Below are 19,857 nucleotides of genomic sequence, written 5' to 3'. Positions count from 1 at the left end.
CCCCATTAATAATAAAAGGCAGGCGATATGCACGCGACCTTACCGCATCTGATTGAAAGCCAATTTCCCCCTTTAAAACGCGCCCAATTGCAGACCTTGCAGGTTAATTTGGGTTATCTCTGCAATCAATCTTGTCTGCACTGCCACGTCAATGCTGGCCCCAATCGTACCGAGTTGATGGATCGAACCACGATGGATATGGTTTTGGCTTATCTGCGTGATGAGCAGATTCAGACTTTGGATCTGACCGGCGGTGCGCCGGAGCTGAATCCTGATTTTTGTTATTTGGTGACGGAGGCGCGTAAATTGGGGGTGACGGTGATTGATCGCTGCAATTTGACCGTGTTAGAGCAGCCTAGGCAAGAGGGTTTGGCGCAGTTTTTGGCGGATCAGCAGGTGCAGGTGGTGGCCTCTCTGCCCTGTTATTTAGAAGAAAACGTCGATGCCCAGCGTGGTAAAGGCGTTTTTGCCGAAAGTGTGCGTGGCTTAAAGCAGCTCAATGAGTTGGGCTATGGGATCGACGGTTCTGGGTTGTCACTGGACTTGGTTTATAATCCTCAGGGAGCGACGTTGCCGCCACCACAGGCGGCTTTGGAAGCGGATTATAAAATGTTTTTGTGGCAGAAATACGGCATCCGTTTTAATCAATTGCTAACCTTGACCAATTTACCGATTCAGCGTTTTGGTAGCCTGTTGATCTCCAAGGGAAAATTCAAACAGTATATGGATCTGCTAAAAGCGTCTTATCAGGTGAATAATTTGGCCTCGGTGATGTGTCGATCGTTATTGAGTGTGGATTGGCAGGGTTTTGTTTATGACTGTGATTTTAACCAGATGTTGGATCTGTCCATTGGAGACGCGCAGAAAAAAAAATGGCATCTGAGTGACTTGCAGGGCGAAAACCTTTATGGTCGAGAGATTCAAGTAGCAGATCACTGTTACGGTTGCACCGCTGGGCAAGGATCGAGTTGCGGCGGTGCCTTGAGTGAGTGAGGAGGCGAGATGTTCAAAATTTCGGTGGTGATTCCAGCTCTAAACGAAGCTGAGGTGATTGTGGAGACCTTGCAGCGTTTGCAACCGCTGCGTGCCTTGGGGCATGAGGTGATTGTGGTGGACGCTCAGAGTCAGGATGAGACGGTGGCGCTGGCGCAGCCGTTGGCGGATCGGGTTTTGTCGGGTTATCAGGGCCGTGCGCGGCAGATGAACGCTGGTGCAGCGGTGGCTGAGGGGGCGATTTTGTGGTTTTTACACGCCGATACTTTGGTGCCAAAACAGTGTGATCGGCTGTTACAGCACGCGTTGCAAGATCGGCTCTGGGGGCGATTTAATGTGCGCTTGTCGGGCAAAGCGTGGCCGTTGCGTTTGGTGGAGCGGATGATGAATCTGCGTTCTTGTCTGTCGGGCATCTGCACCGGTGATCAAGGTGTGTTCGTCTTGCATTCGGCTTTCGATAAGGTGGGCGGTTTTGCTGATCTGCCGCTGATGGAAGACATCGCTTTGAGTCGTTCGTTAAAGCGTCTTTCTTGGCCTAAGTGTGTGTCGGCGACCTTGACCACCTCCAGTCGTCGTTGGGAGAAAAACGGCATCTGGCGCACCGTATTTTTGATGTGGTCACTGCGCCTACGCTACTTTTTTGGGGCTGCACCGAGTCGTTTGGCACACCGTTACAGCGTCTTGTAGGTGGTTTCTTTTCCCAACGCAAAAATTTTGTTGTTCGCGAAATCACCCCAGCCTGGGGTGGTGAAAACCCGTCTGATTCTCTCCCTTGGGGTGCGCGGTGCAGCGCAGCTGCATGTGCGTCTGCTGTGGCGAAGCTTGCAGACTGTGCAGCAGGCAAATTTGGCATCGCTTCAGGTGTGGCAAGCGGGTGAACGCGCCGATGCGTTTTGGCAAACCTGCCAACGTGAGTTTAAATTTAATCGCTGTTTTCAGCGTGGGCGTGATCTGGGTGAGCGTATGGGCGATGCCTTGCGTCGTACGCTGTTGCGTTCGCCTTATGTGTTGTTGCTGGGCAGTGATTGTCCTTCGATCACTGCTGATGATTTGCATCGTGTCATGTCTGAGCTGGCTGCGGGACGGGATGCGGTGATCATTCCGGCTGAGGACGGCGGTTACGCTTTGATCGGCCTGTCTCGTTATCATCACTCTTTGTTTGTGAACATTGACTGGGGCAGTGAGCACGTTTACGCCCAGACTGTGCAGCGTCTGCGCCGTTTGCGTTGGGATTGGCTGGCCTTGCCGAGCCGTTGGGATGTGGATGAGGCGGAAGATGTTGCTCGTCTGTTGGATGAGGGGTATGTGTTGCCCGAACCAAAAGCGGCCTTAGAGCTGATTTGAATTTCCCCCAAGGGGCGTGGCCTTTGTTAGAATGCCCTCCTTTTTTCGGTGGGGCTTCTCCCGCCGGTTGATCTTAAGATAGGCCTTATATGAACGTCAGAACCCGTTTTGCTCCCAGCCCCACCGGATATTTGCACATTGGCGGCGCTCGCACCGCGCTTTTTTCTTGGTTGTACGCCAAAAAAATGGGGGGCGAATTTGTTTTGCGCATCGAAGATACGGATCGGGAACGCTCCACCGAAGCGTCGGTGCAGGCGATTTTAGATGGCATGGGTTGGCTGGATCTGGCGCACGACGAAGGGCCTTTTTATCAGACCCAGCGGTTTGATCGTTACAAAGAGGTGATTGATACCTTGGTTGCCGATGGCCACGCTTACCCCTGTTACTGCTCCAAAGAGCGCCTTAATGAGGTGCGAGCAGCCCAAATGGCGAATAAAGAAAAGCCCCGTTACGACGGCTGCTGTCGTGCCGGTGTGGCTCAGCCGCCTGCGGATGTCTCGCCCGTGATCCGTTTTAAAAACCCGCAAGAGGGCAGTGTGGTGATCGACGATCTGATCAAAGGTCGGGTGGTGGTGAACAACTGCGAGTTGGATGATCTGATCATTGCCCGCTCTGATGGTACACCAACCTACAATTTAACCGTGGTGGTGGATGATTTTGATATGCAGATCAGCCATGTGATTCGCGGTGACGATCATCTGAACAACACCCCGCGTCAGATCAATATTCTCAAAGCAATGGGCGCGTCGTTGCCGCACTACGCTCATGTGCCGATGATTTTGGGTGAAGATGGCAAGCGCCTCTCCAAACGCCACGGTGCGGTGAGTGTGATGCAGTATTTTGAGGAGGGGTTTCTGCCCGAAGCGCTGCTGAATTATTTGATGCGCTTGGGTTGGTCGCACGGCGATCAGGAGATTTTCTCTCGTGCTGAAATGACCGAGCTGTTTGATCTGAAAGACGTCAACGTCGCGGCTTCGACCTTTAATCCTGACAAACTGTTGTGGCTCAATCAGCACTACATCAAAACCTCCGATCCAGAGTATCTGGGCGGGGTGCTAAAAACCTATCTGGCTAAGCTGGATTGTGATTGCTCGCAAGGACCGGAGTTGGCCAAGGTGGTGGAAGCGCAGCGTGAACGCGCTAAAACAATGGTGGAAATGGCGGATAACAGTCTGTTTTTCTACGTTGATTTCAGCGAATTTGAAGAAAAAGCGGCGAAAAAGAACTTTAAGGCCGCCGCTCAAGCGCCTTTGCAGCGTTTGAAACAGGTTTTAAGCGAGTTGTCTGAGTGGCAGGCGGAGCCGCTGCATGAGGCGGTGATGGCGGTGGCGGAGCAGTTGGAATTAAAACTGGGTAAGGTGGCGCAACCACTGCGGGTGGCGGTGGCCGGTAAGGGCATTTCACCGCCGATTGATATTACTCTGGAGTTGCTGGGGCGTGAGCGTACGTTGGCGCGCATTGAGATGGCGTTGGCCTACATTGAACGGCGCATTCAAGCGGCTTAGAGGGTTCAACTGTGGTGGAGGCTGGTTGGGAAAATAGTCGGTTTGTATTGCTAGACTGTCGGCACTGTTTGGCTGCTTGGCTTGTTTGAGCGATTTTTATTTGCAGTTTGTGGAAGTAATCCTTACTCTTTACTTCTATTGGCTGCGATTTAGGTTGGGGGCGTATTGATGAAATCACGGATTATGATTGTGGAGCCGTCGCTCACCATGCTCTATTTGTTAGAGAATGATTTCCGTGTTTCCGATTATAAAGCCGACTGTTTGAGCAGCTTTGAAGAGGCGCAGAGCCAGTTTGAGGCGCTGCCGATTGATTCCGAAAAAATCCCTCAGGCCATTATTATTGACTGGCCGCTCTATCCTACCGACGCTTCCGATGAATTGTTGACCGCTTTTGAGTCGCCCGAACACCGCGATCTACCGGTGATTGTTTTGAGCCAAGAGGTGCGTTCCGATGCCCGTGCTTGGGTGGCGCAACGTCCCAATACCACCTTTGTTTTGTGGGAAAATCACGCCCAGTTGATTCGTCTGCTGGATGGGCTGCTGGATGGCCAGAGCGATGTGAAACGGGATCGTTTCAGTACGAAATTTGCTAACGACGACATTCGTATTTTGGTGGTGGATGATTCTCCCAGTGTGCGGGTGTCACTGCGTAAGCTGTTGACCTTGCAAGGGTATCGAGTTGAGGTCTGTGCTACGGGCGATGATGCTTTGAGTCGAGCACAGAGCGGTACCTTTGATATTGCGGTGATCGATTTTTACTTGGTGGATGAGACCGGTGATGATGTCTGTCGAAAAATTATGACCGACGACCGCAGCCAGCGCACCATCTGCACCATTTTGACTGGCACTTATTCCGATAGCATCATCAAAAAATGCCTGCGTGCGGGTGCGGTGGAGTGCATGTTCAAAGATGAATCCAGCGAGCTGTTGTTGGCGCGTCTCGATGCCCTCAGTCGGGTGGTGAGGGCGCAGAAAAATTTGCGTGAAGACCGGCAGCGTTTGGATGAAATCTTGAGTGCGGTTCACGATGGGGTTTATGGCGTAAATCAGCGCGGTGAGTTGACCTTCGTCAATCGCACCGCTAAGAAAATGCTCGGTTACGCTGAGGATGAAAGTTTATTGGGGCGGTTGGCTCATGAGCTGTTTCATCATTCGGACAGCTTACAACGTTTTGTTCATATTGAACGCTGCCATATTCAGTACGCTTATGAACATGGCGTGGATGTGGAAGACATGGACGGAATCTTTTTTGATGTCAACGGTGCCATTTTGGAAGTGAATTACAGCATTCGCCCCTTGCGTTTGAGTGGCAGCGAAATGGGTTCCATTGTGGTTTTTTCCAAACGAGAAGAGCGTCGGGGTCTGGAAGATCAGGTCTGGCAGCGCTTGGCTTACGATGAGTTGACGGGCTTGATGAACCGGCGTTATTTTGAGTCTTGTTTGCAAAATGAAATTCATCGTACTCGCCGTGCCGGTTTCTCGGACAACTTATTGGTTTTGAGTTTGGAGTTTGATGCTCTGCATGGCGAAACGATTGATGCGGTGAGTGGACGGGAACTTATGAATACCGCCGCTCAAACCCTATCGAACCGTTTTCGCAGCAGTGATTATTTGAGTTATTTTGGCAAGGGGCTGTTTGCGTTGGTGCTCTCGAATAACTCCGAGGAGAGTGCCAGCTTGGTGGTGGGGCAGTTGATTGATGACATTTGTGTTCGCATTGCCAAAGGTGGTCATTATGAAGCCCATTGCAGTGGCGGTTTGGTGGCGATCAATGATGGTTTTAATAACAGCGCTGAGATGATCAATATGGCCTTGTTGGCCACTCAGATGGCAAAGCGTAAGGGGCATAATTACCTTTATATTTGCGCTACTCAGCAGTTTGTTCATTGTGATTCGGTTACCGATAAGGTGGCTCTGCCATTGCATAAAAATTGGCGGCATGCTCATTAGGAGGTCTAAAGGCTCTTAAAGCGCGCTGTTTTCCTAGATAGGCACTCTTTTCTCTGATTTGCACTGGAATGGTGCTGTTTCTGCTGTGGATCGGGTATGATGAGTGTCATCTGTTTATGGATAAAAGGTCAGGTTAGATCAGGGGTTTTTATCCGCTTGGGCATCACTGAGTGATGCGAATTAAGCCATTGTTGTCGGATTGACTTTAGTGTCTGATGTTGTGCTCTTAATCGACCGTTCATTGTTTAGAAACGCCTTCTGCGTTGCTTTTTACTGCGCTTGTGATCAGTTCCATGTCCGACGATATTCTCGCGCGTTTTGATTTAGAACGAGGCAGTTTTCGCCTCTCCGTTGATGCTCAGCTGCCTGGCTGTGGCATTACCGCTCTGTTTGGCCGTTCTGGTGCTGGAAAAACCACTTTATTGCGTTGCATGGCCGGTTTGGAATTGGCCAATAACGGCCTCTTTAGCCTTAAGGGCACCTGTTGGCAAAACGACGAACAGGGGGTGTTTATCCCGCCGCATCGTCGTCAACTGGGTTACATCTACCGTCAAGGACGTTTGCATCCACACATGCCGGTGCGGGAGAACTTGGAGTACGGTTACCGTTCGGTGGCATTGGGCAATAACGAAGAGCAAAAACGTCAAACCCTTAAGAGTGTGGTGGAGGTATTGGGCATCGGTGCCATTTTGCGCCGCTACCCGCATCAGCTCACCGTAGAAGAGAAACGTCGAGTGGTGATCGGTCGGGCGTTGATGATTCAACCGCACATTTTGTTGATGGACGAACCGATGACCGGTTTGGATCTGGAGAGCAAGGCGCTGTTGATGCCTTATTTGGAGGCGCTGCACACCAATCTAAAAATTCCGGTGCTTTATGTGGGGCACGATGTGGAGGAATTGGTGCATGTAGCGGATCGTCTCTTGACCATGGATGAGGGGCGAGTGACCGAAATTGGTGATGTGTCGGATATGTTGGCGCGTCTGGATCTGGCGGTCTCGGAGCGAGAGGGCGCGGGGGTGCTGTTGGAGGTAGGGGTGGTCTCACACGACGAAACCTTTCTTCTTAGCAAAGTGGTTTTTTCTGGTGGGGAGCTGTTTATTCCTCAGGTTAACAGCGCCATAGGCCAGTCTCTGCGGCTGCGTATCCAAGCCCGTGACGTCAGCATCAGCCTCATCTATCCAGGTAAAACGTCGGTTCTCAATGTGCTCAAGGCACACATCATCGCGCTTTTGGATCAACCCAATGGCATGGTTTTACTGCGGATGGATTTGGCCGGAACGGCGCTGTTTGCTCAGGTCAGTCGGAAAGCCAAAGTGCATTTGCGGCTGAAAGTTGGAATGCGGGTGTTTGCCCAGATAAAAAACATTGCTTTGTATGGTTAAGCAGAGAAAAAACCAAAACAGGATTATGATATTTCTGATGCTTTATCGCAGAACGCGACAATAAAAATGGCGGAGCGGACGGGACTCGAACCCGCGACCCCCGGCGTGACAGGCCGGTATTCTAACCAACTGAACTACCGCTCCAGCAGTAAGATGATCAAACAAACAAGAATGTAAGTTGATCGTTGGAGCGCGGCATTTTAGCGACTTCCAGCCACAGGTCAAGCACTTATTTTCATTTCCTCCAAACATACCCGCCAGTGAGCGGTAATGCTAAAATCGCCCCCACTTTTTACAGCACTTCGAAAACAGACGAGGTTAATCATGGCCGGACACAGTAAGTGGGCAAATATCCAGCACCGTAAAGGCGCGCAAGACGCTAAGCGTGGCAAAATTTTCACTAAATTCATTCGTGAAATCACCGTTGCTTCGCGCATGGGCGGTTCCGATATGAGTTCCAATCCGCGTTTGCGTTTGGCGGTGGACAAAGCCCTCGGCTCGAACATGTCCAAAGACACCATTGATCGTGCGGTCAAGCGCGGTGCCGGTGAGTTGGAAGATGTGGTTTACGATGAGATTCGTTATGAAGGTTATGGCCCGAACGGGGTGGCGATTATGGTGGACTGCATGACGGACAACCGCAATCGCAGCGTGGCTGAGGTGCGTCACGCCTTCAATAAATACGGTGGCAATATGGGTACGGAAGGTTCGGTGGCGTACATTTTCACCAAACTGGGTATTCTCAGCTACGCGCCCGGTCAAGATGAGGACGCCATCATGGAAGCGGCTCTGGAAGCCGGTGCCGACGATGTGGAGAGCCACGATGACGGCTCCATTGATGTGCTTACCAGCGCCGATGAGTTTGTCAACGTCAAAGAGGCGATGATCGCTGCCGGTTTTGAGCCGGACAACAGCGATGTGACCATGAAAGCGGCTACGGAAGTGGATCTTGATCTGGAGCAAGGGATTAAGATGCTGCGCATGTTGGATGTGTTGGAAGATCTGGACGATGTGCAGAACGTCTACAGCAACGCCAATATTCCCGATGAGGCGATGCAGGCTTAAATGCCCTTTGAACCTCGCAAGCCCGTTCGCATTCTCGGCATTGATCCAGGTTCGGTGAAAACCGGCTACGGTTTTTTAGAGAGCGATGGGGTTAAGAGCCAGCATCTGGCTCACGGTCACCTTGCCTTGGGCAGCGGTGAATTGCCGCCGCGTTTGGGCAAGATTTTCCAATTGCTCACTGAATTAATTCAACAGTGGCAGCCGGACGAAATGGCGGTGGAACAGGTGTTTGTCAGCAACAACGCCATGTCGGCACTCAAATTGGGGCAAGCCCGTGGTGCGGCCATTTGTGCCGGGGTGTCTGCTGGCTTGCCGGTGTTTGAGTACACCCCCAAAATGGTCAAGCTGGCGGTGGTGGGCAGCGGGGCTGCCGACAAGGCGCAGATGCAGCACATGGTGGGTCTGTTGCTGAACCTTGAGCCACCTCTACAAGAGGATGCGGCGGATGCGTTGGGGGTGGCGATTTGTCACGCTCACAGTCGCAACCGTCCGCTGCACGTTCCAACCCGCAAACGCCGCAGTAGGAGATGGAGATGATCGCTCGTTTAAGAGGCACCTTGCTGGAGAAAAATCCACCACAACTGCTGTTGGAGGTGGGCGGTGTGGGGTACGCCGTGGAAGCGCCCATGTCCACGTTCTACGAGTTGCCGGTTGTGGGCAGCGAGGTGATTTTGCACATTCACATGCTGGTGCGGGAAGACGCGCAGTTGTTGTACGGTTTTGCTACCGAAGGCGAGCGCCGTCTGTTTCGTGCTTTGATCAAGACCAGCGGTGTGGGGGCGAAATTGGGTTTAGCGATTTTGTCCGGCAGCAGCAGTGAGGAGTTTGCGCGCTGCATTCGCCAAGGGGATGTGAAAAGTTTGGTGCGCCTGCCGGGCATCGGCAAAAAGACCGCTGAGCGGTTGATTGTGGAGATGCGCGACCGGCTGGATAAAGAGCTAAAAGACGTGACCTTGCTGCAAGAGGGAGGCGCGGTGCTCAATCGCCCCGCAGAGAGCGCGGCTGAGCAGGCGGTCAGTGCGTTGTTGGGTTTGGGCTACAAAGCCACGGAGGCGGAGAAGATGGTGAAAAAATTGGCTTCGAAGGGTTTGACCACCGAAGAGATCATTCGCCAAGCCTTGAAAGCGTCGTTGGGTTAAGGAATTGAGATGAACGAAGAACGCATCATCAGCGGTCAGGCGCAGGAGTCTGAGGAGCAAGATCGCGCCATTCGCCCGAAACGTTTGGTGGATTACATTGGCCAACCGGCGGTGCATGAGCAGTTGGGGATTTTTATCGAAGCGGCGCGTGGGCGCAGTGAGGCCTTGGATCATGTGTTGATCTTTGGCCCGCCGGGTCTGGGTAAAACGACTTTGGCGAACATCATTGCCAATGAGATGGAGGTCAATATTCGTCACACCTCGGGGCCGGTGTTGGAGCGGCCGGGGGATGTGGCGGCACTGTTGACCAATTTGGAAGAGCACGACGTGCTCTTTATTGATGAGATTCATCGCCTCTCTCCCACCGTGGAGGAGGTGCTTTATCCGGCGCTGGAGGATTATCAGCTCGATATTATGATTGGTGAAGGGCCTGCGGCGCGTTCGATTAAGCTCGATCTGCCGCCGTTTACGCTGGTGGGGGCGACCACGCGAGCGGGTTTGCTCACCTCGCCGTTGCGGGATCGCTTTGGCATCGTGCAGCGGTTGGAGTTTTACAGTGTGGCGGAGTTGAGTTCCATTGTGCGGCGTTCGGCGGAGATTCTCGGTGTGCCAATGGATGAAGAGGGGGCGCTGGAAGTGGCACGTCGTGCCAGAGGTACTCCGCGCATTGCTAATCGTCTGCTGCGCCGAGTGCGGGATTACGCGCAGGTGAGGGGCCGATGGGGCGGTGAATAAAGCGGTCGCTGATCAGGCGTTGAATATGTTGAGCGTCGATTCACACGGTCTCGATGGCATGGATCACAAGCTGCTCTACGCCATGATGGAGAAGTTTGATGGTGGACCGGTGGGGCTGGATAACATTGCCGCCGCCATCGGCGAGGAGAGCGGCACCATCGAAGATGTGATTGAACCTTATTTGATTCAGCAGGGGTTTTTGATGCGAACCCCAAGAGGGCGGATGGTTACGGCCAATACGTATCAGCATTTTGGCATTACACCGCCTAAAGCCGATCAATCTTAATTTTTACCGAGAAAGTTGTTATGAATAGAGTCATGCCGTTGTGCTTTTTTATCCCCGTCGCCTTTGTTTTGAGTGCGTGCAGTGAACCCAATGAGGCGGTCTGTCTTAACTGCGGTGATCCCATTTGGAGCGCCAGCAGCCAGAAGGTGGTGATGCGTCAAAACAGGGGTAATGCGTTGGCTCCCAGTGCGGTGTTTGATTACGACCGTGCCATGCTCAGCACCGAAGCGGCGGCGCACTTGGCAAAAATGCAGGAGACCACGTTTAACTTGAGCTGCATCACCGATGGAACCACTTACACCGCCACGATCACCGACAGCGCGGGGTTACAGAGTGTTTACCAGAGCGATAACAGCGCCTGTGGCAGCGTGAGTGGTAAGCATTTTGTGAGCACGGCGATGATGAAAAATTTGTATGAATTTTTCATCTACGGTTGTCAGGGGAAAACCACCTGCTCAGAGATGACCTCTTGTGCCGAGGCCACCTTCTATCTGAATAACTGCCCGAATACCACCATCGACGGCAATAACGACGGCGTGCCTTGTGAGCGCCAGTGGTGCGGGGTGTAGGTTTGTTTTGGGATGAAAAGAATGGCCGATGGCGCAGCGCCGCCAAGCTCCGTATAATCGCGCCCTAACGATCACTACGAGGCAGTTTCATGGCATACGATAAGATTCAAGTTCCTTCCGTTGGGGAGACCATTACAGTAAACGCAGACAACAGCTTGACGGTTCCTAACTGTCCGGTGATTCCCTTCATTGAAGGCGACGGCATCGGCGTTGACATCACTCCGGTGATGAAAAAGGTGCTCGATACGGCAGTGGAGAAAGCCTACGGCGGCGAACGTTCCTTGGCTTGGATGGAGATTTTTGCCGGTGAAAAGGCCAATAACCTCTACGGCGGCGATGTCTGGTTGCCTGAAGAGACCTTGGCAGCGGTCAAAGAATTTGTTGTCTCTATTAAAGGCCCGCTGACCACCCCCATCGGTGGCGGAATGCGTTCTCTGAACGTGGCTCTGCGCCAGATGCTGGATCTCTACGTTTGCCTGCGTCCGGTGCGTTATTACACCGGAACCCCCAGCCCGTTGAAAAACCCCGAGTTGACCAATATGGTGATTTTCCGTGAAAACTCGGAAGACATCTACGCGGGCATCGAGTGGGAGGCGGGTTCTGATGATGTCAAAAAAGTCATCGACTTCTTGGTCAATGAGATGGGTGTGAGCAAAATTCGCTTCCCTGAAACCTCAGGCATCGGCGTTAAACCGGTCTCTAAACAAGGTACTCAACGTCTGGTGCGCAAAGCCATCCAGTACGCCATTGACAATGATCGTGACTCTGTGACCTTGGTTCACAAGGGCAACATCATGAAGTTCACTGAAGGCGGTTTCAAAGCGTGGGGTTACGAGTTGGCTCAATCTGAGTTCGGCGCTGTTGAAATTGATGGTGGCCCGTGGTGTAGCTTTAAAAACCCCAACAGCGGCAAAGAGATTGTGGTTAAGGATGTGATCGCCGATGCCTTCTTGCAGCAGATTTTGCTGCGTCCGGCGGAATACGATGTGATCGCCACCTTGAATCTGAACGGCGATTACGTCTCCGATGCCTTGGCCGCGCAAGTGGGCGGTATTGGCATTGCGCCAGGGGCGAATCTGTCCGACACCATCGCCATGTTTGAAGCGACCCACGGCACCGCGCCTAAGTACGCTGCCCAAAACAAGGTTAATCCTGGCTCCTTGATTCTCTCTGGTGAGATGATGTTGCGTCATCTGGGTTGGGACGAAGCCGCTGATTTGGTGATCAAAGGCATGGAAGGTGCGATTGCGTCTAAGCAGGTTACCTATGATTTTGAGCGTTTGATGGACGGGGCGAGCTTGATGTCCTGCTCTGCGTTTGGCGATGTGATGATCGACAACATGTAGTTTGTTTATGTTGGGGCAAGTAACTTGCATCGCAGGTTCTTGCCTTTTTAACAATCCCTCCTTTTATTTCACACCATTGTCCGTTCGGCTGTTTTATACTTTTGTCTAAGAAATTATTGTTAATAATCTTGGTCTTAGAGTAGGGTGGTTTGATCCATTCACTGAATTGGACTCGTTGGGGCTAGAACAGTAACCATGAGTAATCAAGAAGAAAACGATGATTTTGGCGCTGTCGTTGAACAGGAAAAGCCAAAGTTAAAAAAACCACCGCTTTTTCAGGTGGTTTTAGTAAACGATGACTACACTCCAATGGAGTTTGTTGTCGAAGTACTGGAGTCATTTTTCTCCATGGGGCGAGAGCAAGCAACACAAGTGATGTTGCATGTGCATACTCGTGGTAAAGGTGTTTGTGGGGTCTTTAGTAAGGATGTTGCAGAGACCAAGGTCGCGCAGGTCAACCGTTGTGCACAGGACAGACAACACCCGTTGTTGTGCGAAATGGAAGAGGCGTAAGCTCATAAATTCGAAGGGGATGTCATGTTAAGCAAAGATTTAGAACAGACGTTAAACAAAGCCTTTAAAGAAGCCCGTGAAAAACGTTATGAATTTATGACGGTGGAGCACTTACTGTTGTCGCTGTTGGATAACGCCTCGGCCTCCGGTGTGTTGCTGGCCTGTGGTGCGGTGATAGAAAATTTACGCCGCGAGTTGGTGGTGTTTATTGATGAAAACACCCCGCTGCTGGATGCCAATGACAGTCGAGAGACCCAACCGACCTTGGGCTTTCAGCGTGTTTTGCAACGGGCGGTGTTTCATGTGCAATCCTCTGGCAACAAAGAGGTGTTGGGCGCGAACGCTCTGGTGGCGATTTTTGGTGAGCAAGAGTCTCATGCCGTTTACGTTTTGGGTGAACAGAACGTCAGTCGCTTGGATGTGGTGAACTACATCTCCCACGGCATCTCGAAAATTTCTGAAGATGAAAGTGGGGAAGAGGATGAAGCGATGCCCAACAGTTCAGAGGGCAGTGAAAAACCACGAGAAACCTCTCCCTTGGAAAAATTTGCCACGCTGCTGAATAAAAAAGCGGAACAGGGCAAAATTGATCCCCTCATCGGTCGTGAAGAGGAGTTGGAGCGCGCCACTCAGGTACTCTGTCGGCGACGTAAAAACAACCCGCTGCTGGTGGGTGAAGCAGGGGTGGGTAAAACCGCCATTGCGGAAGGTTTGGCGAAAAAAATCGTTGATGGTGAAGTGCCTGATGTGCTTTCCGATGCGAAAATTTATTCGCTGGATCTGGGCTCTTTGGTCGCCGGTACCAAGTATCGTGGTGATTTTGAAAAACGTCTCAAAGGCATTTTGACTCAACTTAAACGTGAACCGGATGCGATTCTTTTTATTGATGAAATTCACACCATCATCGGTGCCGGTTCGGCTTCCGGTGGGGTGATGGATGCGTCTAATCTGATCAAACCGATGTTGGCCAGCGGTGAATTGAAGTGCATCGGTTCGACGACCTATCAAGAATATCGCGGGATTTTTGAGAAAGACCACGCATTGGCGCGTCGCTTTCAGAAAATTGATGTGCCTGAACCCACAGAAGAAGAGACCATCAAAATTTTACACGGTCTTAAAAGCCGTTTTGAAGAGTTTCACGATATTGAATACAGTAATCCTGCATTGGTGTCGGCGGTGGAGCTGTCGAGTAAATACATTAATGATCGTCGTTTGCCCGACAAAGCCATTGACGTGATTGATGAAGCAGGCGCGTATCAGCGTTTGCAGACCTTGGAGTCGCGCAAAAAACGCATTGATGTGGAGGAGATCGAAGCTATTATTGCCAAGATTGCTCGTATTCCAGCCAAAACCGTCTCTTCATCGGATTTGAAAGTTTTGGAAAATCTGGAGCGGGATCTGAAAATGCTGGTGTTTGGCCAAGACGAAGCGATTTCGGCGTTGGCTTCTTCGATTAAGATGTCCCGTTCCGGTTTGGGTAACGAAGACAAACCGGTGGCCAACTTCCTCTTTGCAGGTCCCACGGGCGTGGGCAAAACCGAAGTCACCCGTCAGCTTTCAAAAGTGCTGGGCATTGAGTTGATTCGTTTTGATATGTCCGAATACATGGAAGCTCATACGGTTTCACGTTTGATTGGCGCGCCTCCTGGTTACGTTGGTTACGATCAAGGGGGGTTGTTGACCGAAGCGGTGATTAAACATCCTCACGCGGTGTTGTTATTGGATGAAGTGGAAAAAGCCCACCCCGATGTCTTCAACCTGCTGTTGCAGGTGATGGATCACGGTACCTTGACCGACAACAACGGTCGTGAGTCGGATTTCCGCAACATCATTTTGGTTATGACCACCAACGCCGGTGCTCAGGCGATCAGCCGTTCGACAATGGGGTTTATGCAGCAGGATCACTCCAGTGATGGTTTGGAGATCATCAAACGCAGTTTTTCACCGGAGTTCCGCAATCGTTTGGATTCGATCATTCAGTTCAGAAGTTTGGATCGTCGCACCATCAGCCATGTGGTGGACAAGTTTATTATTGAGCTGGAGGCACAATTGGAGCAGAAACAGGTTCTGTTGTCGATTGATGAAGAGGCGCGTGATTGGTTGGCCGAGAACGGTTTTGATGCCAAAATGGGTGCCAGACCGATGGCGCGGGTAATTCAAGAGCACATTAAAAAACCACTGGCCAACGAATTGCTGTTTGGTGGTTTGACTGAGGGTGGTCGAGTTAAGATCAGCTTAGCGGGAGATAAGTTGGCGATTGAAGTGCTTAAAGAAGCCGTAATCGACAACGCTGATTCATAGAAGGGGGAGTTCTAAGGCCCTAATGTTTAGGGCCGCAGATTAACGGCTACGGTAAGTGATGCGACCTTTGCTGAGATCATAGGGGGTCAGTTGAACCGTTACTTTGTCGCCGGTAAGAATACGAATGTAATGTTTGCGCATTTTGCCAGAGATGTGTGCGATAACCACATGCCCATTCTCCAGTTCCACTCGAAACAGGGTGTTGGGTAAGGTATCAATCACGGTACCTTCCATCTCGATATGATCTTCTTTTGCCATTAGGCACTCCAAAAAAGCAGTTAAAATATAAGGGTTTTGCCGCAGGCGACCATTATCAATAAAATGGCGGCGATAACAAGAGCTTAATCGGATCTTTGCTGGTCTGAGGGGCATGTAGGGAATATAAATTCCAATATGGGAGGTGTGGTGATCGCAGAGAGTCATTTGGAGTTTGAACGCCAACAGGGTGTGGCGCGTCATTCTTTTAACAGTTTGATGGATCTGTATGAAAAAAATTACATGCAGATGCGGCGTTTGGTGCCGGACTTGAAGCACTTGGACGGCGGATTGGTTTCCAAAGTGGAGGGCTGTCTTGATCTGCATCTGGAGGTGTTGGAGCAGCATAAATACACCACCATTTTGCGTCTCAGCTACTATTTTTTGGATGCGTCGGGTGATTTTTCACGTCGTGAACCGGACATGCAGATTCGCATCTACCACGATGCGCGCATTGCGGAAGTGACCAGCGCCTGCTTGCATCGTGGCTTGCAGGCGCGGGGGCCGTCTCGATCTCGACAGGGCAACTGGACGCTGAACCGTTTTTTGTACAAATGGCTGGGGTTTTGTCTGCATCGTGGCCACTGTTTTTCTGGCTGATTTTAGCGTTTTAAACGTAATTTTTTTACCTGTTGATAGAACCGTTTTGCATCTTTGCCGCTGCGCTCTTTTTGGTAGCGTAACCGAATAAAAATCCTTAACAGTTGCTCCAGTTCATCTTGTTGTTTGGGAAACGCCTGACAGAGACGCTGTTGAAAGTGTTGAGGGCCTTCGTTGAGGGGTGAGATGACACCTGCTTTGGCGGCTTTTTTACGCAACAGGGCGTAGGCTTTGAGGCTTAGTGGCTGTTTTTGTCTGCGCTGTTGGCGTAAAAACCAGAGGCTCAGCAGCGCCAACAGAGTGCTGATGCCGAGGCTCAAAGCAAGTACCGCATCGGAGCTGTTTTTAAGGCCTAACTTAGCCAGAAAGTGCTGCTGCTGATTTAGATCGTAACCGACTACCCAACGATTCCAATGATGATTCATCGAATCCCAAAAAAAGTTTAGCTGCTTAAACAGGCCACTCTGTCGCCCGCCCAGTGAGAGTCTCTCCTCTGCTGAAAGCGCCGCATCAATGCCCTCTTCGACTCGTTCCGGTGCCACAGCGGCGGTAGGATCGACGCGCTGCCAGCCTTTTCCCTCCAGCCAGACCTCCGCCCAAGCGTGGGCATCCCACTGGCGCACGATCAGATAATTGCCCAGTTGGTTCATGCTGCCGCCCATGTAGCCGGTGACCACCCGCGCAGGAATGCCAATGGAACGCATCAGCACCACAAAACTGCTGGCGTAGTGTTCACAAAACCCACGGCGGCTGTTGAAGAGAAAATCATCAATCTCATGCTCACCGCGTAGGGGCGGTGGGCGCAGAGTGTAATAAAAATTTTGCTGGTTAAAATAGTTCAATGCGCTTTTTACCAAGATGTTGGGATCCAAGCTGATCTTTTGCCACGAGCGTGCCAGTGCGGCGGTTTTTGGGTTGAGCTGTTGCGGCAGTTGCAGTGCCAAGGTTTTTTGCCAAGCGGGCAGTTGCAGATCCAGTCGATAACTGAGGTAGCTGCGCAGGGTGTATTGATGCGCTTGCTGGATGCTTTTTTGGCTTAGCAGTTGGGCGTTGCCATTGAGCCGTGTGCCTGCCGGTGCGTGTGGGGTGATGTCGAGAGCCAGTAGCCATTTTTTATAATGAGGTTCCAACGCCAGTTGATAGTCGATGGGATCGGCGAGCTGCTCCAGTTGAGTTTTTGTCCAAGGCCTGTTGTTTCCCGCGCGCCACGTGTGGCCATCAAAGTGCCATAAAATCGGCCCGCGCCAGTAGCGTTGCTGGGGTTTGGGGATCGTGGTGGCAAAGTTGACCCGAAAAACGGTTTTTGCCGAGCGGGTCAGTTGGCTGATGTTGCCAGGTGACATGCTTTCACTTAGACCACTGCTGGCGCGGTTTTCACTGTTGGAGAGTCCCCATAAAGGCCCTGAAATGCGCGGAAAGAGCAGAAACAGCAGAAACATAATGGGCAGCGCTTGCAGGCTTAAGCTGAACAGCAGTTTAAGCCGAGGTCGCCAGTTCTGTTGGGGGTTGTAGAGGCTCATTAGGGCGGCGCTGTTGCAGAGCAGCACGGGCAACAAATAGAGGCTGATGTTCAGATCTTGTCGATAGAGAAAGTGGCTGCTGGCGAGAAAATAGGTCAGCAGTACGATCAAAACCCCATCGCGGCGCTGTTGACTCTCTAAAAATTTCAGCGCGATCATGGCGATCAACAAGGTAATGCCTGCCTCTCGTCCAAAGACACCCTGAGTGCTGCTGATCACCAAGGCTGTTACAGCCACGACCAACAAAAGGCGCAGGCTTCTTGCTTGCGCCCATGGCTGTTTTTTATATTGCAGGTAACGTAGCAGACCGCTGACCAGCAGCAGTGGCCAGAGCCAAAACGTGAGCTGGCTTAGATGAGGTAGAGCGGTGAGCAGGAAGCTAAACCAGAGCAGCAGCAATGGTTGACGGTTGAGTTTGTTGTGCTTATTCATCGTCTTTTAAGCCAAACAGCGCCAAGTTTTTCAGGCAACGCTGTTTGTGTTGTTCACCTATTCCGATCAAGGGAGGAGAGTGCGGTAGATGCAAGCTGTAGATTTGTTGTTGCCGTTCGGCCTGCAAAACCCAAGCACAGAGCTGAGACAGACGGCGTTCTGTATCGCCTTGGGTCTGCTGCCAATGCAGTTGCAGGCGTTCGTTTTGCGGTGTTTGGTAGTTTTTTACCAGTGTGCCGTGGCCTTTGGCCAGCGCTTTCCAATCGATGCGGCGGGCAGAATCGCCGCGTTGGTAGTCGCGCACGCCTTGATATTCTTCGTCGATTTTCTGGTTGTTGTTTTGCTGAGTGTTGTCTTGAACATGAGGCAGAGGCGCTGAATGGCTTAAAGGTTTGGGGTAGACCAATCCCCGTTTATGAGATCCTAAGGTTGACCAGCAGCGAAACAGACCGAGAGGGTAGAGTGTGTTGATGTGTACTTTTCCCAAAGCGAGATAACCCCGCCGAGTGGTGATTATGGAGAGAGTGCAGCGGTGTCGTTGCTCTGACAGCAGATTGAGAGTGTGCTGTTGAGTTTCGTGAACGAGAGTGATCATCGGATGTGGGTTGCTGTTTGGGTTGTAAATTTCGATGTTAAAACGGCTCTCTTCGCCGACAAAAACCGCGTTGGCGGAGTGAATTTGAATCTCCAAGTTGAGCAGATTGCGAAAACCGTGCAGCATACTGACTAAGGAGAGACCGGCCAGAAAAAAGGTCAGCAGAAAGCCCAAGCTGGTGCCGTAGTTGCTGGCCGCCAGCAGTAGAATCATCAGCAGTAGGGCGTAAAAAAGACCGGCTACGGTGGGTAAAATGTAGATGCGCTGGCGTGTCAGACGGCTGGGGGTTTCATCCCAAGGAATGCGTTTGTCGAGCCAGCGTTGAAAAAAAGACAGGGCAGTGACTCCGGTGATACAGCGGGGCTTAGGGAATGGCAACGCCGTTGAGCAGTTTTTCCACCACAACGTCTCGTTCAGAGGGGCTGTTTTGATTCAGTTGCAGCCGGTGTCCCACCACGGCGGGCAGCACCGCTTGCAGATCTTCGGGCAGCAGATAATCACGCTGTTCCAGCAGCGCCCACGCACGGGCAGCGCGCAGCAGTCCCATGCCCGCGCGGGGCGAGAGGCCATCAATAAAGTGCTCGGTTTGGCGGCTGAACGCGAGCAGGTGTTGCAGGTAGTCGAGCAGAGCATCGGAGGCGTGTACAGAGTTCACCTGTTGTTGCAGTTGGAGCAGTAATTCGGGGGTCAGGGTATTGACCAGATGAGCCATTTTATGTCGTGGGTCTTCGCCTTGCAGCAGTCGTCTTTCTGCCTCTGGGTTGGGGTAACCGAGGGAAATGCACATCAGAAAGCGATCCAGTTGGGATTCCGGCAGCGGGAAGGTGCCCGATTGCTGGTTGGGGTTCTGGGTGGCAATGACAAAAAAGGGCACATCCAGTGGGCGGGTCTGGCCTTCAACGGTGACCTGTTGTTCTTCCATCGCTTCGAGTAGCGCGCTTTGGGTTTTTGGGCTGGTGCGGTTGATCTCATCGGCCAAAATAAGCTGGTGGAAAATGGGGCCGGGATGAAAGTGAAATTGGCTGTTTTCTGTTTGGTAGATGGCGCATCCGAGCAAGTCGGCGGGCAGCAGATCGCTGGTGAATTGAATCCGCTGGTGGCTCAGGCCGAGTACCCGTGCCAAGGTGTTGGCCAAGGTGGTTTTGCCTACCCCAGGGCGATCTTCGATCAGCAGGTGACCGTTGGCCAACAGGCAGCAAAAGGCCAAGCGGATCTGTTGGCGTTTACCCAAAATAATCTCTTCACAGGCGGTAATGGCTGCTTGCAGTGATGTTTCTTTCATGGGGAATTATCTTAGCGCTTTTTCGTGTTTCAGTGGTTAATT

At 51.8% G+C, this 19,857-nt stretch carries 18 protein-coding genes, 1 tRNA gene and 1 pseudogene; 15 read left to right on the top strand and 5 right to left on the bottom strand.

The features are described from left to right. Positions 1 to 27: 27 nt before the first annotated feature. The 6 genes from arsS to modC all read left to right on the top strand — a co-directional run bounded on the left by arsS (position 28) and on the right by modC (position 7,177). A complete protein-coding gene (gene arsS / locus Q9O24_01250) occupies positions 28 to 993 on the top strand; it encodes an arsenosugar biosynthesis radical SAM protein ArsS (GenBank protein ID MDQ7073798.1) in 966 nt (321 codons plus the stop codon). A gap of 9 nt (positions 994 to 1,002) precedes the next feature. Then, the gene (locus tag Q9O24_01245) at positions 1,003 to 1,680 is read left to right on the top strand and encodes a TIGR04283 family arsenosugar biosynthesis glycosyltransferase (protein MDQ7073797.1); all 678 of its coding nucleotides are present in this window, start codon (positions 1,003 to 1,005) and stop codon (positions 1,678 to 1,680) included. A 30-nt stretch (positions 1,681 to 1,710) separates the two neighbouring features. Then, the gene (locus Q9O24_01240) at positions 1,711 to 2,337 is read left to right on the top strand and encodes a TIGR04282 family arsenosugar biosynthesis glycosyltransferase (protein MDQ7073796.1); all 627 of its coding nucleotides are present in this window, start codon (positions 1,711 to 1,713) and stop codon (positions 2,335 to 2,337) included. Positions 2,338 to 2,426: 89 nt separating this feature from the next. Continuing rightward, positions 2,427 to 3,842 carry a glutamate--tRNA ligase gene (gene gltX / locus Q9O24_01235; GenBank protein MDQ7073795.1) on the top strand — a complete coding sequence of 472 codons (1,416 nt, stop codon included), beginning with the start codon at positions 2,427 to 2,429 and terminating at the stop codon, positions 3,840 to 3,842. A gap of 168 nt (positions 3,843 to 4,010) precedes the next feature. Then, positions 4,011 to 5,792, top strand: coding sequence for a response regulator (locus Q9O24_01230; protein ID MDQ7073794.1), 1,782 nt, complete (start codon positions 4,011 to 4,013; stop codon positions 5,790 to 5,792). Between the two features lie 293 nt (positions 5,793 to 6,085). Next, positions 6,086 to 7,177: a molybdenum ABC transporter ATP-binding protein gene (gene modC / locus Q9O24_01225; GenBank protein ID MDQ7073793.1), complete on the top strand. Its 1,092-nt coding sequence runs from the start codon at positions 6,086 to 6,088 to the stop codon at positions 7,175 to 7,177. 67 nt (positions 7,178 to 7,244) lie between these two features. Here the strand turns inward: modC and Q9O24_01220 are convergent. Further along, positions 7,245 to 7,321 (bottom strand) — tRNA-Asp (locus Q9O24_01220). A gap of 180 nt (positions 7,322 to 7,501) precedes the next feature. Between Q9O24_01220 and Q9O24_01215 the strand changes: the two genes are divergently transcribed. The 8 genes and pseudogenes from Q9O24_01215 (at position 7,502) to clpA (ending at position 15,131) form a co-directional block, all read left to right on the top strand. After that, on the top strand, positions 7,502 to 8,242 hold the full coding sequence (locus Q9O24_01215; GenBank protein ID MDQ7073792.1) for a YebC/PmpR family DNA-binding transcriptional regulator: 741 nt from the start codon (positions 7,502 to 7,504) through the stop codon (positions 8,240 to 8,242). After that, complete coding sequence (gene ruvC, locus Q9O24_01210; protein MDQ7073791.1) at positions 8,243 to 8,779, top strand: crossover junction endodeoxyribonuclease RuvC; 537 nt, start codon at positions 8,243 to 8,245, stop codon at positions 8,777 to 8,779. Beyond that, positions 8,776 to 9,381, top strand: coding sequence for a Holliday junction branch migration protein RuvA (gene ruvA, locus Q9O24_01205; protein ID MDQ7073790.1), 606 nt, complete (start codon positions 8,776 to 8,778; stop codon positions 9,379 to 9,381). The genes ruvC and ruvA overlap by 4 nt, the downstream gene beginning before the upstream one ends. A 9-nt stretch (positions 9,382 to 9,390) precedes the next feature. Next, a pseudogene (gene ruvB / locus Q9O24_01200) lies at positions 9,391 to 10,402 on the top strand (Holliday junction branch migration DNA helicase RuvB). Between the two features lie 20 nt (positions 10,403 to 10,422). Further along, positions 10,423 to 10,971 carry an excalibur calcium-binding domain-containing protein gene (locus Q9O24_01195; protein MDQ7073789.1) on the top strand — a complete coding sequence of 183 codons (549 nt, stop codon included), beginning with the start codon at positions 10,423 to 10,425 and terminating at the stop codon, positions 10,969 to 10,971. Positions 10,972 to 11,060: 89 nt separating this feature from the next. Then, positions 11,061 to 12,317, top strand: coding sequence for an NADP-dependent isocitrate dehydrogenase (gene icd / locus Q9O24_01190; GenBank protein ID MDQ7073788.1), 1,257 nt, complete (start codon positions 11,061 to 11,063; stop codon positions 12,315 to 12,317). 195 nt (positions 12,318 to 12,512) lie between these two features. Then, positions 12,513 to 12,830, top strand: a complete 318-nt coding sequence (clpS, locus tag Q9O24_01185) for an ATP-dependent Clp protease adapter ClpS (GenBank protein ID MDQ7073787.1) — start codon at positions 12,513 to 12,515, stop codon at positions 12,828 to 12,830. Positions 12,831 to 12,854: 24 nt separating this feature from the next. Beyond that, positions 12,855 to 15,131: an ATP-dependent Clp protease ATP-binding subunit ClpA gene (gene clpA / locus Q9O24_01180; protein ID MDQ7073786.1), complete on the top strand. Its 2,277-nt coding sequence runs from the start codon at positions 12,855 to 12,857 to the stop codon at positions 15,129 to 15,131. 39 nt (positions 15,132 to 15,170) lie between these two features. On the opposite strand, the gene infA is transcribed toward clpA, so the two are convergent. Beyond that, the gene (infA, locus tag Q9O24_01175; GenBank protein ID MDQ7073785.1) at positions 15,171 to 15,389 is read right to left on the bottom strand and encodes a translation initiation factor IF-1; all 219 of its coding nucleotides are present in this window, start codon (positions 15,387 to 15,389) and stop codon (positions 15,171 to 15,173) included. A 147-nt stretch (positions 15,390 to 15,536) separates the two neighbouring features. On the opposite strand from infA, the gene Q9O24_01170 reads away from it, so the two are divergent. Continuing rightward, positions 15,537 to 15,986: a DUF1249 domain-containing protein gene (locus Q9O24_01170; GenBank protein MDQ7073784.1), complete on the top strand. Its 450-nt coding sequence runs from the start codon at positions 15,537 to 15,539 to the stop codon at positions 15,984 to 15,986. 2 nt (positions 15,987 to 15,988) lie between these two features. Here the strand turns inward: Q9O24_01170 and Q9O24_01165 are convergent, their stop codons facing one another. Genes Q9O24_01165 through Q9O24_01155 form a run of 3 tightly spaced genes read right to left on the bottom strand, consistent with a single transcriptional unit; the run spans position 15,989 to position 19,815 of the window. Beyond that, positions 15,989 to 17,938 carry a DUF3488 and transglutaminase-like domain-containing protein gene (locus Q9O24_01165; protein ID MDQ7073783.1) on the bottom strand — a complete coding sequence of 650 codons (1,950 nt, stop codon included), beginning with the start codon at positions 17,936 to 17,938 and terminating at the stop codon, positions 15,989 to 15,991. Then, positions 17,931 to 18,938, bottom strand: a complete 1,008-nt coding sequence (locus Q9O24_01160; GenBank protein MDQ7073782.1) for a DUF58 domain-containing protein — start codon at positions 18,936 to 18,938, stop codon at positions 17,931 to 17,933. The genes Q9O24_01165 and Q9O24_01160 overlap by 8 nt, the downstream gene beginning before the upstream one ends. Continuing rightward, positions 18,898 to 19,815 carry an AAA family ATPase gene (locus tag Q9O24_01155; GenBank protein ID MDQ7073781.1) on the bottom strand — a complete coding sequence of 306 codons (918 nt, stop codon included), beginning with the start codon at positions 19,813 to 19,815 and terminating at the stop codon, positions 18,898 to 18,900. The genes Q9O24_01160 and Q9O24_01155 overlap by 41 nt, the downstream gene beginning before the upstream one ends. Between the last annotated feature and the right edge of the window lie 42 nt (positions 19,816 to 19,857).

This window comes from Gammaproteobacteria bacterium (assembly GCA_030949385.1).
In the GTDB taxonomy this organism is placed as follows: domain Bacteria; phylum Pseudomonadota; class Gammaproteobacteria; order JAUZRS01; family JAUZRS01; genus JAUZRS01.
Note: the sequence above shows the minus strand (reverse complement) of the source record. Positions and strands in the feature narration are given on the sequence as shown.